18 protein-coding genes are annotated in these 21,942 nt (G+C 45.5%); 8 read left to right on the top strand and 10 right to left on the bottom strand.

Annotated elements, in window-relative coordinates:
* Positions 1–45: 45 nt before the first annotated feature.
* Positions 46–1,407, top strand: coding sequence for an amino-acid N-acetyltransferase (gene argA, locus GV64_RS03995; RefSeq protein WP_020584210.1), 1,362 nt, complete (start codon positions 46–48; stop codon positions 1,405–1,407).
* Positions 1,408–1,409: 2 nt separating this feature from the next.
* Here the strand turns inward: argA and GV64_RS04000 are convergent, their stop codons facing one another.
* Positions 1,410–1,952, bottom strand: a complete 543-nt coding sequence (locus GV64_RS04000; protein ID WP_020584209.1) for a hypothetical protein — start codon at positions 1,950–1,952, stop codon at positions 1,410–1,412.
* 165 nt (positions 1,953–2,117) lie between these two features.
* Between GV64_RS04000 and GV64_RS26055 the strand changes: the two genes are divergently transcribed.
* Complete coding sequence (locus GV64_RS26055) at positions 2,118–2,246, top strand: hypothetical protein (RefSeq protein WP_269078653.1); 129 nt, start codon at positions 2,118–2,120, stop codon at positions 2,244–2,246.
* Between the two features lie 55 nt (positions 2,247–2,301).
* On the opposite strand, the gene GV64_RS04005 is transcribed toward GV64_RS26055, so the two are convergent.
* The 4 genes from GV64_RS04005 to thiI all read right to left on the bottom strand — a co-directional run bounded on the left by GV64_RS04005 (position 2,302) and on the right by thiI (position 8,305).
* On the bottom strand, positions 2,302–2,997 hold the full coding sequence (locus tag GV64_RS04005; protein WP_020584208.1) for a YccT family protein: 696 nt from the start codon (positions 2,995–2,997) through the stop codon (positions 2,302–2,304).
* A gap of 201 nt (positions 2,998–3,198) precedes the next feature.
* Positions 3,199–5,889 carry a hypothetical protein gene (locus tag GV64_RS04010; protein WP_160171762.1) on the bottom strand — a complete coding sequence of 897 codons (2,691 nt, stop codon included), beginning with the start codon at positions 5,887–5,889 and terminating at the stop codon, positions 3,199–3,201.
* A 358-nt stretch (positions 5,890–6,247) separates the two neighbouring features.
* Positions 6,248–6,751 (bottom strand): dihydrofolate reductase, encoded by a 504-nt coding sequence (locus GV64_RS04015; RefSeq protein WP_020584206.1) that lies wholly within the window; start codon positions 6,749–6,751, stop codon positions 6,248–6,250.
* Between the two features lie 90 nt (positions 6,752–6,841).
* Positions 6,842–8,305 carry a tRNA uracil 4-sulfurtransferase ThiI gene (gene thiI, locus GV64_RS04020; RefSeq protein ID WP_020584205.1) on the bottom strand — a complete coding sequence of 488 codons (1,464 nt, stop codon included), beginning with the start codon at positions 8,303–8,305 and terminating at the stop codon, positions 6,842–6,844.
* A 713-nt stretch (positions 8,306–9,018) separates the two neighbouring features.
* Between thiI and glnA the strand changes: the two genes are divergently transcribed.
* From glnA to GV64_RS04050, 6 genes are all read left to right on the top strand, one after another.
* Positions 9,019–10,422 (top strand): glutamate--ammonia ligase, encoded by a 1,404-nt coding sequence (glnA, locus tag GV64_RS04025; protein WP_020584204.1) that lies wholly within the window; start codon positions 9,019–9,021, stop codon positions 10,420–10,422.
* Positions 10,423–10,788: 366 nt separating this feature from the next.
* The gene (locus GV64_RS04030; RefSeq protein ID WP_020584203.1) at positions 10,789–11,346 is read left to right on the top strand and encodes a DUF4124 domain-containing protein; all 558 of its coding nucleotides are present in this window, start codon (positions 10,789–10,791) and stop codon (positions 11,344–11,346) included.
* Between the two features lie 468 nt (positions 11,347–11,814).
* Complete coding sequence (gene glnL, locus GV64_RS04035; protein ID WP_020584201.1) at positions 11,815–12,888, top strand: nitrogen regulation protein NR(II); 1,074 nt, start codon at positions 11,815–11,817, stop codon at positions 12,886–12,888.
* A 3-nt stretch (positions 12,889–12,891) separates the two neighbouring features.
* The gene (gene glnG, locus GV64_RS04040) at positions 12,892–14,340 is read left to right on the top strand and encodes a nitrogen regulation protein NR(I) (protein WP_020584200.1); all 1,449 of its coding nucleotides are present in this window, start codon (positions 12,892–12,894) and stop codon (positions 14,338–14,340) included.
* Between the two features lie 124 nt (positions 14,341–14,464).
* Positions 14,465–14,959 (top strand): hypothetical protein, encoded by a 495-nt coding sequence (locus GV64_RS04045; protein ID WP_020584199.1) that lies wholly within the window; start codon positions 14,465–14,467, stop codon positions 14,957–14,959.
* A gap of 165 nt (positions 14,960–15,124) precedes the next feature.
* Positions 15,125–15,841: a fimbrial biogenesis chaperone gene (locus GV64_RS04050; RefSeq protein WP_020584198.1), complete on the top strand. Its 717-nt coding sequence runs from the start codon at positions 15,125–15,127 to the stop codon at positions 15,839–15,841.
* 55 nt (positions 15,842–15,896) lie between these two features.
* Here GV64_RS04050 and GV64_RS04055 read toward each other — a convergent pair whose 3' ends face one another.
* From GV64_RS04055 to GV64_RS04080, 5 genes are all read right to left on the bottom strand, one after another.
* The gene (locus tag GV64_RS04055) at positions 15,897–16,841 is read right to left on the bottom strand and encodes a Csu type fimbrial protein (protein WP_020584197.1); all 945 of its coding nucleotides are present in this window, start codon (positions 16,839–16,841) and stop codon (positions 15,897–15,899) included.
* Between the two features lie 239 nt (positions 16,842–17,080).
* Entirely contained in the window at positions 17,081–18,052 is a 972-nt protein-coding gene (locus GV64_RS04060) for a hypothetical protein (protein WP_020584196.1), read from the bottom strand.
* Positions 18,053–18,184: 132 nt separating this feature from the next.
* Complete coding sequence (locus GV64_RS04065; protein ID WP_020584195.1) at positions 18,185–19,222, bottom strand: hypothetical protein; 1,038 nt, start codon at positions 19,220–19,222, stop codon at positions 18,185–18,187.
* Between the two features lie 132 nt (positions 19,223–19,354).
* Positions 19,355–20,314: a hypothetical protein gene (locus GV64_RS04070; protein ID WP_020584194.1), complete on the bottom strand. Its 960-nt coding sequence runs from the start codon at positions 20,312–20,314 to the stop codon at positions 19,355–19,357.
* 669 nt (positions 20,315–20,983) lie between these two features.
* Positions 20,984–21,940: a hypothetical protein gene (locus GV64_RS04080; protein ID WP_020584193.1), complete on the bottom strand. Its 957-nt coding sequence runs from the start codon at positions 21,938–21,940 to the stop codon at positions 20,984–20,986.
* Positions 21,941–21,942 lie beyond the last annotated feature (2 nt).

Here is a 21,942-nt window from a genome sequence, read left to right on the forward strand (position 1 = left end):
ACTCAGCTTAAAGGCTACTTAAAATTGAGAAAAAGTGTGGCTTGCGTGAACAAAAATGATAATTCAGCAGACAGCTCTGAAAAGTATGTAAAGTTTTTCCGTCAGTCATCACCCTATATTCATGCTCACAGGGGTAAGACCTTTGTGATCATGCTCAGTGGTGAAACACTGGCACACCCAAATCTGAGCAATATCATCAGTGATATTGCCTTGATGAGCAGTCTTGGTGTCCGACTGGTACTTGTGCACGGTGCTCGCCCCCAGATTGATGAACGTTTACGCGAGCGAGGCATTAAAACAGCGCTTCATAAAAGTGCTCATAAAGGCGCTCTCCATAATGAGCGAAGAATTACTGATAGGCAGAGCCTTGAGTGTGTTAAAGATGCGGTAGGGAATATGAGGGCATTGATTGAGTCAAGGCTCTCAGTAGGACTGGTAAACTCACCGATGCATGGCGCCAGAATTCGTGTTGTCAGTGGTAACTTTGTGACAGCCAAGCCTTTGGGCGTTCTTGATGGTATTGATTTCCAGCACACTGGAGAAGTCCGAAAAGTGGACAGTCAGGCCATTGATCATCTGTTGGACAGTGGCTATGTGGTATTGCTCTCATGTCTTGGCCTTTCGCCAACCGGTGAGATTTTCAATATTGAAGTAGAGGAAGTGGCAACCAGAACCGCAATAAGTCTGGGAGCTGAAAAGTTGATACTTTATGGTGCGCAGCAGGGAGTTTTTGATCATCAGGGAAATTTGATCAACCGAATCTCTCCCCATGAAGGCAGTAAGGAGCTTGAGTCGCAGGTTGGTGAATCCAGAAGGCTTCTTTCGTCAGCTGTTAAGGCTTGTTCAGAAGGTATCGAGCGCGCACAGATTATCAGTTATCAGGATGATGGCTCACTGCTCATGGAGCTGTTTACCCGCGACGGTGCCGGAACGTTGATTTCCAGAGATCACTATGAAGAGGTTCGTGGTGCCACCATTGAAGATGTTGGTGGGATTCTTGAGCTCATCCGCCCTTTTGAAGAAAAAGGTATCCTTCGTCGTCGTTCCAGAAAGGAGCTGGAGCGAGAAATACGGCTGTTCAGCGTTGTCTTACTGGATGGTATGATCATTGGCTGTGCCGCGCTTCATCCTTATTGTGAAAACGGGGTAAGCAGGGCAGAACTGGCCTGTGTTGTGGTTCACCCTGAATATCGTCAGGCTCAGCGCGGAGATCGCTTGCTCGCGCATATTGAAGAGCTTGCAAAAGAAAAAGGGATGAACGAAGTCTACGTTATGACAACGCAGACTGCGCACTGGTTTATTGAGCGAGAGTTTGCTGAAGTTGCTTATGATGACTTACCAGAAGAACTCAGGGCAAAATATAATCCCAAGAGACAGTCAAAGGTACTTATGAAAAAAATAAGCTAATACTATTTGTCACTTAATGTTGCGCCACAGTGAGGACACTGACTCAGGTCAAGGGTAACGCGATATTGAGAACCCGATTTCTCCATTGGCATGTACTGGCATGCTGGGCAACGGGCCAATTTTTGATAGCAGTAGGAAAGCCAGATAATATCCAGAAATATAATGATAAAGCCCGCTGAAAACATGGGTTCATGGGTAATAATGAAAAGGGCAAAGAGGCTGATACCAGTAACCAGAATAAGAGCAAATAACTTTATTTGCTTCCGGAGCTTGAGCATGTTGGACTGGTACGTTTGACTCCAGTCCTCCCCTTTATGATGTAGGGGATGTTGTTCTTTTCCCGTAAATATGGTGAAGATGGCATGTGCGAAGATAAAGCCGCCTAAGACAAAAGGTATCAAAATAATAAATTTGGCCATATCCGGCCGATCTTCATGCCATAGTAGAGTCTCAAGTGTGAGTTGAGCTGCAAAGCCTGAAGCGGCAATCATCCAGCCGATTACCGCCTGTTTCTTTACTTTCTTTAAGTCGTAGTTTTTCTTCATACTCAGAATCCTTCCTTCTTCTCGCCCTCTAGGCAGCGTGAGTCCTTTCACAAATGCCGGTTATCTAACCAGAATAGCTTAGGGGGTGTTACCAACTGGACATACAACCAGCCACCCATTATTTGCACCAGGCTAGGCGCGAGCTGCGTAGTGTGGTTGTTCCACATGAGCAGTGAGCAACACGGTATGGTGCAAATAATGGGTGGCCCTTCGGGTTGGTCATACAAGCACTCATGCCGTGTTGAACGTCTTGAACAGGGAACTACCATGTCCTGCGCCGTTCGCCTTGCCTGAATGCTTGTATGACCAACTGGTTGGATGGCCAGTTGGTAACACCCCCTAGGCTCTGTTACTCTTTTGTACCAGATTTACTGGCACTAACCCACTTGAGGAAACGTTCCCTGGTTGGCGCATCTGCCTGGTTGTACCAGTACTGAAGCATGCTTTCACTCATTGGTTGAGCAATTGCAGGTGCTGTCATAACAGAAGGCTGAGGCTGTTGAGCAACCTGGTAGGAAATGCCCTGTGGGGTTGCAATATAAACAGTGCCTGCCATTTCCCTGACCGCGGCGGGATTTTCAGACAGGTTAAACTTCTGGATATCCTCAACGGTATCTACTCCGATTAAAAGACCCGATTTATTGAGGACACTAAACTCAAAGGGAACACTCTGACCTTTTTGGTTAGTAATTGAGAACTGTGTTTCAGGAGATCGTGACAGTTTGTCAGTATCTCGGGCTGTTTTCAGCTTCGGAGAATTAATAGTGAACGTCTGATCTCCAGTAAGGTCAAACGTCATGATGTAAGGACTTGATGAGAACATCTTACTGTCACCACCTTCTCTCACCAGTGTTTTAAGCTGAAAGACCAATTGGTGGCGACCATTGCTGAGAGAAATGTCTTTCTTACCGTTCAGCTTATCTGCATCCTTGCCATCAAGAACCAGCAGCTTTGTTTTTTCGGGTAATAGCAGGGTGTTGTCAGCGATTACTGGCATAGCCAGAGAAGATATCAACAGTGCACCGAACAGTCGACGTATAAGCATAAGGCAGAGTTCTCCTATAGATGTTCGGTTGATTATAAGTTGGTATAACTACCGGTTCGTATTGTTGTTTTCCGAATTGCTCACTTTTTCATAATTGGTTTGACAGGGGGGGGTGATGATAAGTGTGTGAAAAAGACAGTGGATGAGTAACCTTTAAGTAGAGTGGAGGGGGGTGATAAGGTGAGGCTACGTTAACAGGGCTTAGAGTGGATCAATAGGTCTCTGACTTCCAGTCTGATGCTGAGGGTGTGTGGGGTTGTTGTATTTATTAGTAATAATATAATTGATAAACCGGTAAAACTTTTTAAGAGTGTCTTCGTTCTGCTGATAACTGCCTTCCTTGAGGGCCGTGTCGATCCAGAATTGCAAGGCAAGTAACTCATCTAAATTGTTGAGTGCTCCGATTTCCTGAAGAGCCCTGGCATCAGATATTTCTCCTTTGCGGAATTTGCTAATCAATTGACCAGATGCTCTGTCTCTGATGTTTCGTAAAAAAATCTCTGATTGAAGTTGCTGAAATGAATCTCTGGCTTGCTGCTGGTTGCTGACTCCTCTCAGTTGAACTGTATTCGGTATATGTTTTTGAGACTGTGAGTCGGACAGTTCTGAGACTGTATATTTGCTTTTGGCAATCAGAGTTTTAGCAACATCATTATTCCTGTCGGAAGCTTTTTCCTGAATAATTTTGTGAAAATTGCTGAATGCACCATTAATTTCTTTATCAAGTAGCTGCTGCCAGGCCGCATGTTTTAGTATAAGAATTGCAGCCTCTTCATCGCTCATTGTTCCAAATTGCCCTTTTCCACGTATTTTGCTTTGTTTTTTTGTATCTTCGAGAATAGCACCTATTTTTTCCATTGATTTTATGGATTCGAACATATGATCAACCATCGGCTCAACTTGCTCTTTTGCCAGTGATCGCAGTGTTCCTATTTCTTCACGGCCTGTTCTTAGTCGTTTACCAAACAACTGCCTTGTATATCCGGGGTCTTTATTTACAATTTTTTCCATTCTTTTTTCATTAATTTTTGTGTTTTTATGGTCTGCTGCAATTTCTGCTAAAAAGAAAACTATGAAGCACAGGCCGCTATCCAGTGTGACCTTTGGTGCAACAGGTGTTACATGAACAGTAGTACGAGCACTTCTGGCGGCAGTTTGAAAAAGATTAACCAGATTGCCGAAAATCGTTTTCTTTATCTGCTTAAAGAAAAATGCCTGTGCCATCTCTTTCATAACACCTGCAGATTTAAATGCGGTAGATAGCTTTGTTTTTTCTATTGCTGACTGATCACCCGTTGATTGGTCTTCTGTTTTCCTATTCTGATTCATCCAGTTTGGGATGATATGATGCATCCACTCTCCATCCCTTGTTTTTATCTGCTGGGAATGAATAATTAATTTTTTGTTTCTTGATATTTTCTTGAATAAAGCCTGTCTTGTTATAGGGTTCATTTTTTCAAATTTTTCATTCCAGAGTGCTTCCAGGTCTTTTATATGTCGGTTTTCAAGAATGGCTCTGCTAATGACTACATTCTCAATGAGTTTGTCAAAGAAAAATAAGTTTGATTTAAGTTTTTTTCTTCGTTCCCGGTATAGTGACTTTTCTTTCTCAAAAGCAATAGAGTCAGCAAGTGTCTTTTGGTCAGCTTCAGCCATTTTTCTGAGCTTTTCTGCTTGTTTCTCAAGTTCAGCATAAGCATTGTATATCTGGGTAAAGGTTTTATGTTTACAGCGGTAGAGAAGTTTTTGTGCCAGATCTTTTCTTTTTTTGTCGGCCAGTGCTCTCATTCTTTTTTTATGGGCTTTGACCTCTTCCGAATCTCCCTCTTTAATATCCTCTGTATCAAATTTGGTATAGTCAACATCCGCGTATTTTTTTATCTGTTTCAGTCCTCTTATGAGTCGAACTCTACGCCATAGCGCAGTACCGGTAGACCAGAAAGTGAGATAGCCAATATCAGTTGCCAGGCCAACAGCAACTGCAATACCTATAGCCAGGCCTGCAGGCGGAAAAATCGCAGAGAGAATGGCTCCTGCAATAAGGCCAAAGAAAATGATGATCTGGTTTCTTTTATTGCGTAATAATGTTCGCTTGATCCTGTTTCCTATGTCTTTAAGGTGTATCTTCGAGAAAAAGCGCTCTCCTGATGCAAGCTTTTGAATGTGTTTACGGTCATCTTTTTCTATAAAATGACCTGTCTTTTTCGGCTCAGGTAAACGATGGTTGGCTGTTGCATTATTTGGGTTCTGGGCCTTTTCATGAACGGCTGACTCTTGCTCCTCAATAGATAGAGCGATGTTGTTCCTCAATTCTTTCTTAAGCTCAAGCATTCGCTCAAAGTTGAATGAGCTTTCATCTTCTATTCCTACTTTTTTAAATAACTCTTTGATATATGCTTCAGGATTTTTCCGATATTGTTGTCGCCCCTGAAGTTGTTGCTGTATTACGGGTAATTGAGAGGTTTTTTCATACTGTATTGCATGACGAACTGTCTCATGAATATGTGGCAGAATTATTTGTTGCAGGTAGCCTTCAGGCAGTTTTTTTCCTTTCCGCAAATACTCATAAGCGGTTTCTACACCACTTTGTTTTATGGATTTGACCACTGCCCCCATTGTTTTCGTACTGATAGCAACTTTTCCATCAGTAAAAGCCAATTTACCATCTTGTGACTGATGCAGTTTGATGCCTCGACCAGTATGGAGTTTTAATGCAGAAAGTACTTTTTGCGGGGCTTTTGGGCAGTGTTTAGTGAGGTCGTCGACCAGTACACTGATTTTTATGGATGCAGGGGGGTGAATGAGTCGTTTTATTTTATTTTTACAAAAAGTGATTAACCTATTGTGCCAGTGTTTTGACTCAATACGATCAACTTCCTGAATGGTGGACATTACAGCCTTATTTTTCAGGATGCCGGTAGCGTGTTTATCTGTGTCAGGATCAGATAATGGGTATCCTGCCCCGTGCAGAGAGATCTGGTCTGGTGGTAGTATGCGGGGCATTCCTCATTCCCTAAGGCAACCCTTATACAAAAAATTGTATTGGCTTAATAAATTATTAATGAAAATAATGCATTGGCTACCAATACATATGGTTGGCAGAATGCAGTCTTTCTGAATATCTTCTCAATTAACTATAGACAATCAACTTTTCACATTTGGACGTGGAGTAGGACCTTCCCTGTGATGGGGGGCATGGCAGGACAAGCGACTGCTCCTCAGGCAGGGAGCAGTATCAGGCAAATGACAGTCAGGCTCTATCGAGCACCAGATAGCTGTAAGTCAGCGGCTGGTCATGTTCAGGTTGAATGTCTTCCCGTGAGGTTTCCCGCCACTGTTGTTGTGCGATTTCCGGGAAAAAGGCATCACCGTCAAAACTTTGGTAAACCCGGGTCAGGTAGAGCCGGTCGGCTTGTTCAATGGCCAGACGATAGATCTGTTCGCCACCAATCACCATGACTTCTTCATTACCGTTGATCAGGGCTATATCTTCAGCCAGGGCAATGGCGTCAGCCAGACAGTGTACAACTTTTACACCATCATGATGCCAGTCTTTATCCCGGGTAATGACGATATTAGTTCTTCCCGGTAGCGGTTTTTTCAGCGAGTCAAAGGTCTTGCGGCCCATAATAATGGGCTTACCCATGGTAACTGCCTTGAAGTAGCGAAGGTCTCCGGGCAGATACCAGGGCATTTTATTGTTGATGCCGATCGCGTTGTTATCTGCCACTGCAGCTATCAGGGCAAGTTTCATCCGTGTTTACTCCTTTTATGAACCGCAAAGGCACAAAGACAAATTTTGGTTGAGAAAGCTTTGTGTCTCAGTGCCTTTGTGGTGAAAAAATTACTGCTTTGGTTTCGGGTTGAATACTCCGACATTTTCATGCCCTTCTTCCCGAAGATGCATGGCATGCAGCTGACTCATTACCCCTTTTTCGCAGTAGAGCAGGTAGTGGCAACTCTTGTCCAGCTCAGGAAAACGAGTCCGTAACTGATAGAATGGGATTGTCATTACTTCACGCCCTGGCATGGAGAAAGGTTTGATTTCTTCCTCGGTTGGGTGACGAATATCGACAATCACTTCCCCCTGATGAACCTCACTGACCACCTCTATTTCTTCCCGAGTCAGATCATCCGCAATGATGTCGTGGATAGAGACCATTCTCCGGCTGCTAATGGCCTCTTCCAGCACTTCAAAGTTGAATCGAGCTTCTTCTGCAGCAACTCTCTCTTCTTTGGCCCGGGTTGTCGGGTTTTTGGAGATAACCGCACAGTATTCCGGAATGTTACGGACGAACTCTTCCGTGCCAATTTTTATGGAAAGATCAACAATTGCCTGTTTATCCATGGTGATCAGAGGGCGCAGCACCAGTGCATCAGTGACAGAGTCAATAACTGCCAGGTTGGGCAGGGTCTGACTGGAAACCTGCCCAATGGCTTCACCGGTGACCAGCGCGGCCATTTCCATTTCATCTGCCACCTTGGTAGCAGCCCTGAGCATCATCCGCTTCAGAATAACCCCCATCTGAGAGTTATCCACCTTGGTCAGAATTTCTTCTACAACGCCTTCAAAGGGGACCGTAACAAATTTTACTCGATGGGAAGCACCGAACCGGTTCCACAGGTAGAAAGCGACTTCTTTTACAGCCAGTTCATGAGCATGTCCACCCAGGTTGAAGAAACAGAAATGGGTACGAATACCTCGTTTCATCGTTAGGAAACTGGAAACGGTAGAGTCAAAACCACCGGAAATCAGAGACAGAACCGGTTCCTGAGACCCCAGTGGATAGCCTCCCAAGCCTTCTCCCCGCTTTTGGGTCATAAAGTATCGATCATTCTTGATATCAATACGGACGGTAACATCAGGGTTTTTCAGGCTAACCCCGCTGGCTTCTGTCTGCTGATTAAGGCCGCCTCCAACAAAGCGCTCCACTTCAATTGATTGGAACTCGTGCTTGCCGGCTCGGTTACAACGGACGCAGAATGTTTTACCTGCCAGCGCTTCTGAATGGGCTTCCACCGCTTTTTCCAGAATATCATCCAGGCTGATCAGCTTGTGTTCAGCAACCTGTAGCCAATAGGCAATCCCCGGAATGTGGCTTAACAGATCACTCACTTCTGCAACCAGTATCTCATCATTGCTGCCGGTCGTGACTTCAACGTGATCCCATACACCTGAGACATCAATATTCTCATCCACGCGTTTGAGAATGGTGCGAATATTTCGTCGCAGCATTTTAATAAAGCGTTTGCGAACCGGAGCACTTTTAATGGTGATTTCCGGAAACAGTTTGATGATGAACTTCATGGAATTTGGAGACCTTGTGGGCGGAGAGTCCGAGCAGGTGAGGTGAATATCTTAACAATTCATAATCTTCCATTATACCGAAGAACCGTGCTCTCTGGACACCCTTCCAGTATTGGAAGGGGGTGGTTGATTACGTACGTGGAGAGAGTTAGGGGAAGAGTCAGTGCATGGTGTTGTTGGTGTATACCTCTAGGTAAGTAAGTAAAACTGCAAATCCTTTTTCAAAGGCGGTACACTGTTTGCCGTTATTTTGTTAGATGGTGCCTGGAAAAATTTATGCACTGATTTGGTGCGATTTAATTGCTTCTTGCACTGTATTGGGTATTTCTCTTTCGGGCCTGATCGCGCCATGCCTTTTACGGGTGCGTAAGTCTGAAAGTGAATAGTGCTTCGAATGGTTTGAAGACTAATCGGGTGAACAATAATTTTGCTGACGGGGCTGATATCTTATTGTTTTTTGGTCTTTTTTTGATCGTTTTTGCCCTGTTTAGATTCTTTTATCCAAAAAGCACTAATTTTGTCCATGCGTCTGACGGGATTGCACAATGTGGCATAGCAATTGCTATAGCTCCAGCAAGCGTATTTCTTTAGCTGCTGCTCGTTGATGAGACCTGAAAGCAAAGAGATTGATCAGTAAACCGCCTGATCCAGACAACTTATGTCAACAGAGCCTGGTTGCCAGCGCGGTGTTTGTCCTCTGGAGGAAATAATAAATGTCGAAGACTCTTAGCCTGATTAAGGAACATGATGTTAAGTGGGTTGATATGCGTTTTACCGACACTAAAGGTAAAGAGCAGCATGTATCAATTCCTGTCAGCGAACTGGATGAAGAATTCTTCGAAGTTGGCAAGATGTTTGACGGTTCCTCCATCGCTGGCTGGAAAGGTATTAACGAATCCGACATGATTCTGATGCCAGACGACAGCACGTCTACCATCGATCCATTTACTGAAGCATCTACCCTCAATATTCGTTGTGACATCGTAGAGCCTTCTACCATGCAGGGTTACGAGCGTGATCCACGTTCTGTTGCCAAACGTGCTGAAGAGTACCTTAAGTCCACCGGTATTGCTGACACTGCTTTCTTTGGTCCTGAGCCAGAGTTCTTTGTCTTTGATGACGTTAAGTGGAGTGTTAATATTTCTGGCGCTTCTTACGAAGTGAACTCTGAAGAAGCGGCCTGGTCTTCCAATGCCAAGTTTGAAGGTGGCAACACCGGTCACCGTCCAAAGGTTAAAGGCGGTTACTTCCCGGTTCCTCCAGTAGACTCTCTGCACGATCTTCGTGCTGCCATGTGTGATGCCATGGAAGCGCAGGGTCTGGAAGTTGAAGTACATCACCATGAAGTAGGCACTGCTGGGCAGTGTGAAATCGGTGTTAAATTTAACACGCTGGTGAAGAAAGCTGACGAAGTTCAGGTTCTGAAATATGCGGTTCATAACGTTGCCCATGCCTATGGCAAGACGGCAACCTTTATGCCTAAGCCTCTGGTAGGTGACAATGGTTCAGGCATGCACGTGCATATGTCTCTGTCCAAGAATGGTGAAAACCTGTTCGCTGGTGATGGGTATGCTGGACTGTCTGAAGAAGCACTTTACTACATTGGTGGTGTGATCAAGCATGCCAAGGCGATCAATGCTTTTGCCAATGCTTCGACTAACTCCTACAAGCGTTTGATTCCAGGCTTTGAAGCACCTGTTATGCTGGCATACTCTGCCCGTAACCGTTCTGCTTCCATCCGTATTCCTTATGTGAACAGCCCTAAGGCTCGTCGTGTCGAAGTACGCTTCCCTGACCCAACAGCTAACCCATACCTGGCCTTTGCTGCACTGATGATGGCGGGCCTGGACGGTATCAAGAACAAGATCCATCCTGGTGATGCTGCTGATAAGGATCTTTACGACCTGCCACCAGAAGAAGCGGCTGAAATTCCAACCGTTTCCGAAAGCTTCGAAGAAGCCCTGGCTGCTCTGGATACTGATCGCGAGTTCCTGACTGCCGGTGGTGTATTCACTGACGACATGATCGATGCTTACATTGAACTTAAGAAGGAAGAGTGTATCGCTGTCAGCCAGACCACTCACCCTGTAGAGTTTGACCTGTACTACTCAGTCTAAAATGTCGGTATAAGATATTTCAGAAAATGCAGTTTTGATGTAATCCCCGAGCCAGAGTTTTTACTCTGGCTTTTTTATGCCCATGGATGGGCTGTATGCTGGCAATGCACGACTGCATGGATGCAGGAGATAGAGTAACGCAGGAGCGGTTACCGAGGAGCAATTGCCAGTATATGTTCAGGGATGGGCTATATGCCGGCAATGCACGACTGTATGGATGCAGGAGTTAGAGTAATGCAGGAGCGGTTACAGAGGAGCAATTGCCAGTAGCTTCTTTCCCTGTTCAATACGGTTCACTGCCATTAAGCTAACAACAAATAAATGCGATATAAGCCTGTATAAGATTTTGTCCGGAGCAAGAGGCGCATGAATATAAAAAAGGCAATGGTTCAGTCTTTCCTGGTGGTTATTCTGCCTTTAGTTGTTACCGATCTGGCTTTGGCAGCCATCTACAAAACGGTAGATAAAGATGGGAATGTCATCTTTACGGATACTCGTCCGGTTGATGAGCCCAGTGAAGAAGTTCAACTCCGTCCGATCACCCCGATGTCTCCAATTCCCGCCGGAAGATCAGGTTCTTCTCTGCAGGGAGAGGAAGGCGAAAGTAAGAATCTGTATTCCCGCCTCGAAATTATTGAGCCTGCGAATGACTCCACAGTAAGAGATCAGGGTAACTTCACAGTAAAAGTGATGACCGAACCAAGGATTCTCGCAGGCCACAGAGTTCGCCTTTTACTGGATGGTGATATGGTTGGGGAGTCAAAACGAAAGCTCAGCTTCGACCTGACTAATGTGGATCGTGGAACCCATACTCTGACGGTAGAAATCGTCGATAACCGAAGAAAAGTCGTTCAGTCTTCAAGTAGTACGGTTCACGTACATCGTACTGTTTACCGACCTGCTGTTTCTATCAACCCACCTTAACCCTGAAGGGCATCTTACCCGGTTTTCAGGCTAATTAAGAACACCCCCGAAATGGCCATTCTTTTTATTCAGTGGTTGCACCAAAATAGGGCGCGGTCACTGGTTGATATTGCTGATGTTTTTGCTCTCTCGCGAACAACTGTTTTTCGCCAGTTTCTGATTGAACGATAAAATGGATGCTCTGATTTCCTGTTGGCACTATTATGGTGCGTTACAGCCTGTTGATTTTTAAAGAGCACTATATGGTAGAGGGTAATGCTGTTCTCCAAGAAGCCTGAAGGAATGCCAATAGAGGCTGAACAGCCTAGTTACTCACACTATCTTCACTTCCCGTAAAGGGTGGTTTGATTTTTGCATCGACGATAGCCAATGCCAACGTTCATTCAGAATGCACAAAAATAACAAACACTGACCATGATACCGCTTATGCCCGACTCTTTAGTTGAGATAGTCCCTGAAGCAGGAACGATGCAAAACATAATTCTGGATAACCTAAATACGGCCATCATCGTACTCGATCAGGATTTCAGCGTACTGACTCTGAACCCAGCGGCAGAAACATTGCTGGATACCAGTTTGAAACGGATCATGAATCTGTCAATTGTCTCTTTAATCAGTGAGGAGCTCTTAAGGACCGACCTTGATCGAAGTTTGAGTCAGTATCAGCAATTTACCCGACGAGAGACAGACTTTCCCATCAATGGTGAGATGGTTAATGTGGATTACAGCATCTCTCCTATCGACTGTGGTGATGCAAAGCTATTGCTGGAGATTAATCCACGTGACCGGGTTCAGAAAATTACACGTGAAGAGTCGTTAATAGCCAAGCAGGAAACCTCCAGAATTCTGGTGCGTGGTCTGGCGCATGAAGTAAAAAACCCCCTGGGAGGCATTCGTGGAGCAGCCCAGCTTTTGGCCAGAGAACTGGACGATAAAGGTCTGAAAGAATTCACTGAGATTATTATTCAGGAGGCTGATCGACTGCGGGATCTGGTGGATCAAATGCTGGGCCCACTTCAGCCACCGAAGATGGAAGCCCTGAATATTCATGAAGTGCTTGAAAGAGTCATGCAGCTGATCAATGCAGAAACCGGTGGAGAGCTCAGGCTCAAACGGGATTACGACCCAAGCATTCCTGATATTCCGGGGGATTTTGAGCGCATGATTCAGGCTATTCTGAATCTGGTGCGTAATGCCATGCAGGCTATTGATCAGGCCATGCCCCGTTCTGAGGGTTTGATTACCCTTCGTACCCGTATTGCACGACAGTTTACTATTGGTACCCAGCGACGGCGGCTGGTTTGCCACTTATCCATTATTGATAACGGGCCAGGCATTCCACCAGAGCTGATTGAGAACATCTTCTACCCCATGATCAGTGGTCGTGCCGACGGAACCGGGCTTGGGTTACCGATGGCTCAGTCGATAATCAGCTTACATCAGGGACTGGTTGAGTGTGAAAGCAAGTCCGGCGAAACCATATTCCATGTCTATTTGCCCCTTTCTAATGGGCCGCTTTCGATGGAAACATCACAGGAGTGAAGTATGAGTTTGAATTCTAAAGTCTGGATCGTGGATGATGACCAGGCGATACGGTGGGTTCTGGAGCGGGCCCTGAATTCAGAAGGCATCGAAACACAATCGTTTGATGCACCAGAAAAAGTACTGGCTGCATTGGAGCACAGCGAACCGGAAGTATTGATCAGTGATGTCCGAATGCCGGGCATGAATGGTCTGGAATTACTGAAAGCGGTTCATGAGTTAAAGCCGGATGTGCCGGTCATTATCATGACTGCTCATTCAGACTTGGACAGCGCGGTGTCTTCCTATCAGAGCGGTGCTTTTGAATACCTGCCAAAACCTTTTGACATTGATGAAGCGGTTGCCCTGGTAAAACGTGGCCAGGAGCATCGGCAGCAGCAACTGGCTGAAGCACCCATTCCGGAAGAGGTTCAGGCGACGGAAATCATTGGCGAAGCACCGGCCATGCAGGAAGTTTTTCGGGCGATTGGTAGGCTCTCACACTCCAATATTACCGTGTTGATTAATGGGGAGTCAGGAACGGGTAAGGAGCTGGTGGCCAGAGCATTGCATCGTCATAGCCCACGGGCAGAGCGATCGTTTATTGCACTGAATATGGCGGCTATTCCCAGGGACCTGATTGAATCAGAACTGTTTGGCCATGAAAAAGGCGCATTTACCGGTGCTGGTGGACTGCGTCGCGGGCGTTTTGAGCAGGCTGGTGGTGGCACTCTGTTTCTGGACGAAATTGGTGATATGCCGGCCGATACCCAGACCCGTTTGTTGCGAGTTCTGGCCGATGGTGAATTCTACCGAGTGGGTGGGCACACACCGGTAAAAGCGGATGTTCGAATCATTGCCGCAACCCATCAGAACCTGGAAAAGCTGGTGGAAGAGGGTAAGTTTCGTGAAGATCTCTTTCATCGCCTTAACGTTATCCGGGTACACCTGCCGAGGTTAAGTGATCGGCGGGAAGATATTCCGAGGCTGGCACGCTTTTTCCTGGACAAGGCCGGTAAAGAACTAGAAGTGGAGCCTAAAATTCTTCATCCAGAAACAGCAAGCTATATCAGCTCTCTGGATTGGCCCGGAAATGTTCGTCAGCTGGAGAACACCTGCCGTTGGCTGACGGTGATGGCTTCTGGTCGGGAAGTGCTGGTTTCTGACCTGCCCCCGGAGTTAATGGTGAAGAGCGACAGAGATCAAGGCTCTGTTGCCGGCTACGGTAGCTGGGAGCAGCTATTCCGGCAATGGTGTGATCGAGAGCTGGCCGCAGGTCATGTGGGTATTCTGGATCAGGCTGTACCAGCCTTTGAAACGATTGTTATTGAGTCAGCCCTGGCTTATACCGGCGGACGAAAGAAGGATGCTGCAGAGCTACTGGGTTGGGGACGAAATACACTGACCCGTAAGATCAAGGAGCTGAACCTTGAACCTTCAGAGTCTCTGGAAGAAGAAGAGCTGATCCTTTAATTTTTTATGGGTAAACCAGAAGCTTACTCCCGATGTAAGGAAATCTGCCAAGACGTAAGGTAAAAATTATCCGTTGCACACTGCCTATACTGAAAACAGGATGTAGCAGTAAGGCAGTAACATCATGGAATGGACACCACCTTTACGTCAGGGAATTGGCGCACTTTTTCTATCCGGTATCTTTGCCGTCACTTCGTTGACAGAAGCTCAGGCGGCCACTCAGGGTAAACTGGGAAATACCTCCACAGGCTCATTTTCAATCACGCTGGTTGTATACCCTTCTTTGCAGTCGCAGGTTGCCATTGTGGATGAAAACGCAACCGATGAAGAAGGTAATCCGGTGATTATCCCAACGAAAACTCTGAGCTTTGACCGCCCGGTATCCCTTTGTATATCTGGTCGTGGCCTCTCCCAGTTCAGCCTTGCAGCCAATGGCACCCGGGGTGTTGATCTGAAAGTGACTGAGCCTGAACGGGAAATCTGGATTACTGAACGGCCATCAGCGGCATTTGGCGTTGAAAAAGACTGTCGCAACAGTACCCGAAAATTGATTGCCCAGCCGGTAGCGGGTTTTCAGGGTTCAAAGCAGCCAGCGACCCTTCTAATTCATGCAGAGTGATTCATGCAGAGTAATCAGTGGGTTTTGGATATACTGACAGAAAAACCCATTTGAGATTATTTCTCTGGACAATAGAATAGGGGAAACAGTGTTCATCCCCTGTCGTCTCAAGCGCTCAATAGCAACTCAGTGATTTGGTCCAGGGCAAACCGGAATTACCATTATATGTTCATGAAACGCATTGCCAGTGGAGCCTGCCTGCTGGCGACTCTTATCGCCAGCTCACAAGCGCTGGCAACCATGTCTCTTGATCGTATGATCGTCTACTTCAAGCCAGACCAGCTGCCGCGGCAGGATGTTGTGGTCTCCAACCCGGATAAAGAAAACCTTTACCTTCAAACCGAGGTCTACAAGGTAGTCAATCCGGGTACAGAGAAAGAAGAGCGTATTCGGATCACAGATCCCAACGAAATCAAATTACTGGCTACGCCAGGAAAAGCCATTATTCCACCCAGTGGTCGTAAAACCGTGCGCCTGGTGAGTCTGGAAACCCCTAAAGAGAAAGAGCTGGTTTATCGGGTAACCTTCCGGCCAGTGGTGGGTGATCTGGAGGCTAAGAAAACTGCAATTAAATTGCTGGTAGCTTATCAGGCTCTGGTTTTTGTACGCCCTCAGAATCCTGAGTATAAAGTGGTCGGTAAATTGAATAATGGCAAGATGACGTTTACTAACAGTGGCAACATCAATGTGGTGCTTCGCAATGGAAAATATTGCACCAGCAGCAAAGAAGAAAGCTGTACTGATCTAAGCGACGGTACCCGTATCTATGCCGGTGAAAGCTGGGAAATGCCTTTGCCGGAAGGCGCAGCTAAAGGCAAAGGGTTCATCCAATATGGCCTGTTTGATGGCGAGTTTGAGGAAACACAGAAGTTCTCTCTCTAATTACCAGCCATTTGCTGCTCGATAAGAGCTCCCTGATAGATGATCAGGGAGCGACTTATGACGGGGTAACTGTCAAGGTCACGGTATCCTGATAACGGCCTCCATCAGAGGGCTGCTTTTTCAACGTTACCCTCACTTCAGCATTATCTTTACCGCCACAGTTCTCTTTATTGCTGCCAGTTCCGGTAACACCCGCTCCTGGCTTAATTCCGGTCTGCCAGGAGGCCCGGTTTGATCGAAAATCGATCTGGTAAGGTAACCGTCTGCTGCCCTGGCTTAGATTAAATTCGTTGTTATGGTCTGTATGGCCACCATTAGCTCTAAGCAGATACTTGCCACCATCAGAGACATAAACACAGAACGACATGGTTCTGGCGTCATAGTTACCCGTAGAACCCTGAGAGAGGGAAACATCCTTCAGGTTACTGATTTTCGCGGTTCGGTTTGCTTTCTTCCGAATACGAATTTCCAGAGTATCGTGATATTGAGTCTGTTCATCATCAAGACCAATCAGATACACACTTCGGTACTGACCTGGTTTTAAATTAGTGAGCCCGCTCTTCTTCAGCCGTAACTCGAAAGTAATGGTTCTCTCTCTGGCCACTTTTTCAGGGGCTTCAAAAAGCGATGACCAGTTATTCCAGCCATTGCTATAGATGGTGTACTTTCTGCCGGTCTCCGATTGAAAACGTACCCGCCTCAAAAAAGTAGAAAGTCCATCCCGGTTGAGAGACGGTTTTCCTCTTCCTTCACCTTCATCCTGACTGGAAACACCAAAGCGGTAGTCCTGACCTCTGCCCACGGGGTTACAGCCACTCAGCTCACAAACTGTTTTAAATCGAACGGTAATATTGCGATTGAAGTTATTGCCGACCTCATCAAGGTTGACGTCTATATATTCAATATCCCGGTCGAAAAAGAAAGCTGCTTTTGTGATGCCAGGGAGCCATAACAGTGATACGGCAAGCCAGACCCTGAGCGGTGCTAAGATAGAATTCATTGTTTTAATATGGATTTATAAGAAGAGGATAATGGTAGGATTAAGCAGGGTTTCTAATGATTATAAAATAGTCAGTTCTCTTAACTCTGAGCAGCACCTTATTAGAATAAAGGGTGTGTCTAGCCGTAATAATATTACTTATTCCTGTGTGCTCCCGAGTGGATAATAGTGGCTCTTGCCTAAAGTTATCAGAGGTATTCTCTGTATGCTAATCAGCCCTGGTTTGAACCAGGGGGGGGTTATTTGGGAGTGATTACAACCGTCATGACATCACTAAAGATACCCGAAGGCGCTTTGTTCACAGAGGACTGATCTGCTTCTATGGTAATGGTGGAGTTATAGCCAAACTTGGTATCAAGACAGTTTCCTTCCTTACCACTTATTTTATAGGGCTCTGTCTCTTTTTCTCCCTCTTTGGCTATATTGAAACTATCCTGCTCTTTACCGTTTTTATTCAGGAAGCGGATATCAACTTTATAAGGAATACTGTATGCCTGAGTGCTGTCCGTGAGGTAGTACTCTTCTCCTTTTACCGTATTCCTGGCATCAAACAGGACACTGGCTTTACCTGAACTGCTGTAGATGCAGGGATAGATAGTGGCAGAGGCATTATTAGCGGGGAGAATCATATCTTCCAGTTTGGATATCTTGGCCTGACCCGGTTTGGCCAGTGAAATCGTCACGGGAATTGAAAGCCAGTGATACTCAGGTGTCTGGGTATCCTGACCCACCAGATAAAACTCCAGATTTTCTTTATTATCGAATAACTTTTTCAAGCCACTGGTCTTGAGTGTCAGGGTAAACGTTAATGTTGTTATGTCACTGTCAGGTGCAGCCTGAGTAGACCATCTACCCAGCTTAAGTGACATGCCCTGTGGCGTACCAGATATCTGAATTGTATTCTGAATGTATTCACCATAATTACCATTGGGTTGGCTGGGCAGTGTATTGCCTCTACCGGACATACGATCATCTGAAATGGCAAACCGGTATCGCTGATATATCTTCTGCAGACCTTCAATCGCGTATGAGCGGAAGCGAACATCAAAGGTGATATCTACACTGTTGCCAGAAGGAATAGTAACGGTTTTTCGGAGTTCATAATCAAGAAACTCAAACTTTGCTTGGGTAGTAACTGGTAGGCACAGGGAGGTCACGCAAAGGACACTGGCGAACACAAAGTAGATTTTATTAAGGGCTTGCCTTGCCATTAAGACCCGTCTTGAGTAGTAGTGACCGAACGATAATGTATTGCATATTAATATTCATAAAGTGGCAATGGTGGAAAACCGAATGCTTTTGGCAAGGCATCACGGGATTGAAAATTAATCTATTGAAGTTGATTAACCGGGAGCTACCATCAGATAAGCGGTGTCCTGATAAACACCCGCAGGCTTGCCGGTAATCTCGATATCTTGAATCGTGATATTCAGCTGCATATTCTCAGAATTACCATTATCGCAGGAGGTGGAATCAGCCGCTTTCCATGAGGCGTGTGTCACATAGTTGCCACCTTCAGCCAGAGTTTTCATACTGCCCTGACCATTGTTGTCCGCTTTGCCAACAGCTAAGCCATACTCAATTTTTTCATTGCCATTGGAAAGCAAAAACTGACCACTGCCGTATTTACTTTCACTACGAATTTTGAAGTTGGTAGTGCCAAAGCCATAGACACAGAAGGTCTGCCTCTGATTGACATTGTTGCCAGCGCTGTGGCTAATAGCCATATCTTCCAGGCCGGAAATCTGAACCATAGGCACCAGTTCAATAGAAACGGTAAATTCAACTTCAACGGTGAGCTGAGGGTTGGAACGTTCAATAATTAAGGTAAACCGGCTTTCAAACCGGTTAGTAAAGGCATTGTTGAGAATATCCGAGCGTTTAATTTCAGCTCGCAGAATATACTCATTATTTCTGCACTGCTGATGTTGCTGACTGGCCGTAAAATTGAAAGGAGTATTTAGCAGGTCATCAGAAAAACCATTCTGGGCATCGCCATCAGCACCCAGAAGGGTCAAGGTAACGGGCAGTGTGGCACTGGAACTGTTTTCAAGCACGTACTGCCCATTTCGCCTGGGACCATCAAAGCGCACCTGGAAATCATTCAGCTGACGGTTTTTTGCCCCACTCCGGTTTTCCTGGTAGGCAATCAGGCAGAACAGTCGACCATCGGTAGCGGCTTCAGTAGCGCCACTGGCAATTTCTTCACCACCCCACTGTCCCATCTCGATTGGGTAGAGTCGTTTGATTTTGATCCAGTAGTTGTAGGCCCCGTCATTGCTGCTGGCGCAGTCGGCATCGGACTTGTTACAGTCATTATCTGCATGGGAAACGACAGAGAAAAGAAGGGTGAAGACAAAGATAAAAGCGTTAAACAGCATAACGCAGTACTCCTGCAACTACCGTTATTATTCTTGTTAACTGGTAAGGCAGGCTCTCCTTCCAACAAACCTCATTACTACCAGAATAAACATGGTCATAGTACAGAATTTAATGAGGTTTATGAACACCCCCTAGACAGCACTCACCGTGAGGGTAACAGTGTCGCTATAGGTGCCACTATTGGCTGGTGCTCCGTCCAGGTAGATACGCAGCCAGGCATTGAATGCATTACCGCAATTTTCCATTGCACTTCCAGTGCCGTACAGGCTGTCTCCTGGCCGAATATCGGCTTGCCATCCAGAGTTATCAGGAGAGAAGTCCATTTTATAAACGACCCTTTCACTGCCATTGATCAGGTTGAATTTGTTTTTAAAATCATCATTACTGCCATTGGCTCTCAGGACGTATTGATCACCATCAGTCACATGGATGCAGAATGGCATCTCTTCTGCCCTGCTCTGGCTATTATTGTATTCAGTCAGGTCTACGTCTTTGAGCTTACTGATTTTGACTTTTCGGTTGTCTGCTCTGCGAATTCGTATTTCCATGGTTTCCCAGAGGTTGTATATTTCTCCGCCTACAAATCCGATGTCACGACCGACAAGATAAATCGACTGGTATTCCCCCGGTGCCAGATTTTTAAGCCTTCCTTCTTTTAAATTTAAGTTCAATGAGGCCTCATACCATACTCCCTGCTGCTCATTTAGTTCGAAAGTCTCCGACCAGCTTCCTGCAACGATAGGAATGTCTGCTCCCCGGTTCGTGTACCTGGCACTAGCGACATAGCTGTTTAACTCCCCATGATCAAGCACTGGTGCAGGGGGGGGGAAAAGAGAAACAGTATTATTTTCACCCTCATTATTCAGTGATAGCCCGAATTGGTAGCTGTGCTCCCTACCAAGGCAGTTAAACAAGTCAACATTGCATACTGACATAAAACTGAAGGTTATAGTTCTGGTAAAGCGATTTCCGACCTCATCAAGGTCTACATCAATGTATTCAATTTCTCGGTCAAGATAAAAAGCAGAAAAGCCAGGTTGGCTGGTAAACAGCAAAAAGATGAAAGCCAGAGATGGGCGAGAAAGTAACATTGTTACAGTCCTGAGTATAAACAACCAACAACTTGTCGTTCTTAGAATTATTAAATATCCACCGATTAACTGTGCAGTACAGAAAATCGTGGCTTACCTCAGAACTGCTTCAGGTAGACTTCTTCCTTGTAAGAGGGTTCCTTTAGGAAAAATTATCACTGAACCGGTAGATTAAGTACAGTTTTAGAGAATGGGTTAGTATCTTTAGGGGGATTCATGGCTGAAGGTTTGGCTAGTTGCCGATCAATTCTGCTTGAGTGTGGGCATGGCTTATGTGGTCTGCACTTGTGTTCAGCTTCTTTTCCGGGTGGGGCTTATGACTTACTAGGCGATCAACCGATATATTCTTGATAGAGAGAGGCTTGTTTAAAGAGAGGGAATGATCAGCCAGTACTTTCTTAAGTCTTTCAGAGGAAATAGTCCGTAAGCTCATTTTCAATTTAAAGTCGTTAAAAGAGGCACCTCCTGATGCCCCTTTTGATTTTCCAGACACCTTGTAATACCGACCCTTTTTGGTAACGGTTTATTCCTATATGGGTTCAAGTGGTGTTGCGCAAGTTTTAAGTAAGATGCTTTATGCGCTACATACATAGATAGTAGTCACTTCAGTTTATAGATTTGATTTTGTTTTCCTTTGAAAGCACCATACTACGCCTTTACCAAGCCGAACTAATTAACAGGGGGCTCCACAACAATTGTTACAACGTCAGAGTAGACACCTGCTGCAGCAGAGGTTTTATCCACGTTAACCTGCAAGTACATATATTTTCCGTCAGCACAGTCTGGATTGGTTGATCCTTTCCATCGATAAGGAGATGAGCCTTCATTGGCATTTGGAGTAATAGGTTTTTCCTCTCCTTCACTCGACTTCATGACTAGGGAATATGGTATTTCGGGTATATTTTCATTCTGTAAAAGGATAAAGCGAGATGGGTCATTGTGGCCATAAGCTCTGAGTTGAAACTCGGAGCCTCCTTGGGAAAATACACAAAACTGTTTCCAACCACTACTCACTTCAGTGGTACCATCAGAATTTAGTGAAATGGGACTGATTGCTTCCAGACCACTGATTTTAAGCCTCTCAGGAATGTTAATCTTAAGTTCAAACTCCGTCGTATCCTGATCACCTATAAAACCGTCGTTTTCACCTCCTTGTAATTTTACTGTGGCTTGGTAAATACCTGGAAGGGCATCATACAGTTCAGAGTTATACACTTTGAATGTCATTTTTGCATCGACTCTGTCGGATATGCCTGGGTCGAACATCTTTTGGCCACCGATCAGGTCTTCTCTTTGAGTTCCTTGCTCGAATATTGCCTCTGCAATAACTCTTGTCTTCAGGTCTTCGCCTCTTGACCCCTGGTAGGATAAATTAAAGTTTGTGGCTGACAGATAATAAACTTGAGGTGTATTAACCCAATTACATGAGAGGCTACCAAGTCCAAAACACGACCGAAGTTTAAACGTCATTTCCTGCTCAATATTTTCATTTTTCCAATCTACGGTTACTGGGTCTGGGTCAGTAAAGTTAAACCAACCATATGCTGTTCCAGCCATACAGGAGATAGCCGGTAGCATGATAAAAATACTTTTTTTAAACCAGCTTTTAAAACAGGCATATAACATTT

The sequence above is a fragment of the Endozoicomonas elysicola genome (assembly GCF_000710775.1).
GTDB classification, from domain to species: domain Bacteria; phylum Pseudomonadota; class Gammaproteobacteria; order Pseudomonadales; family Endozoicomonadaceae; genus Endozoicomonas; species Endozoicomonas elysicola.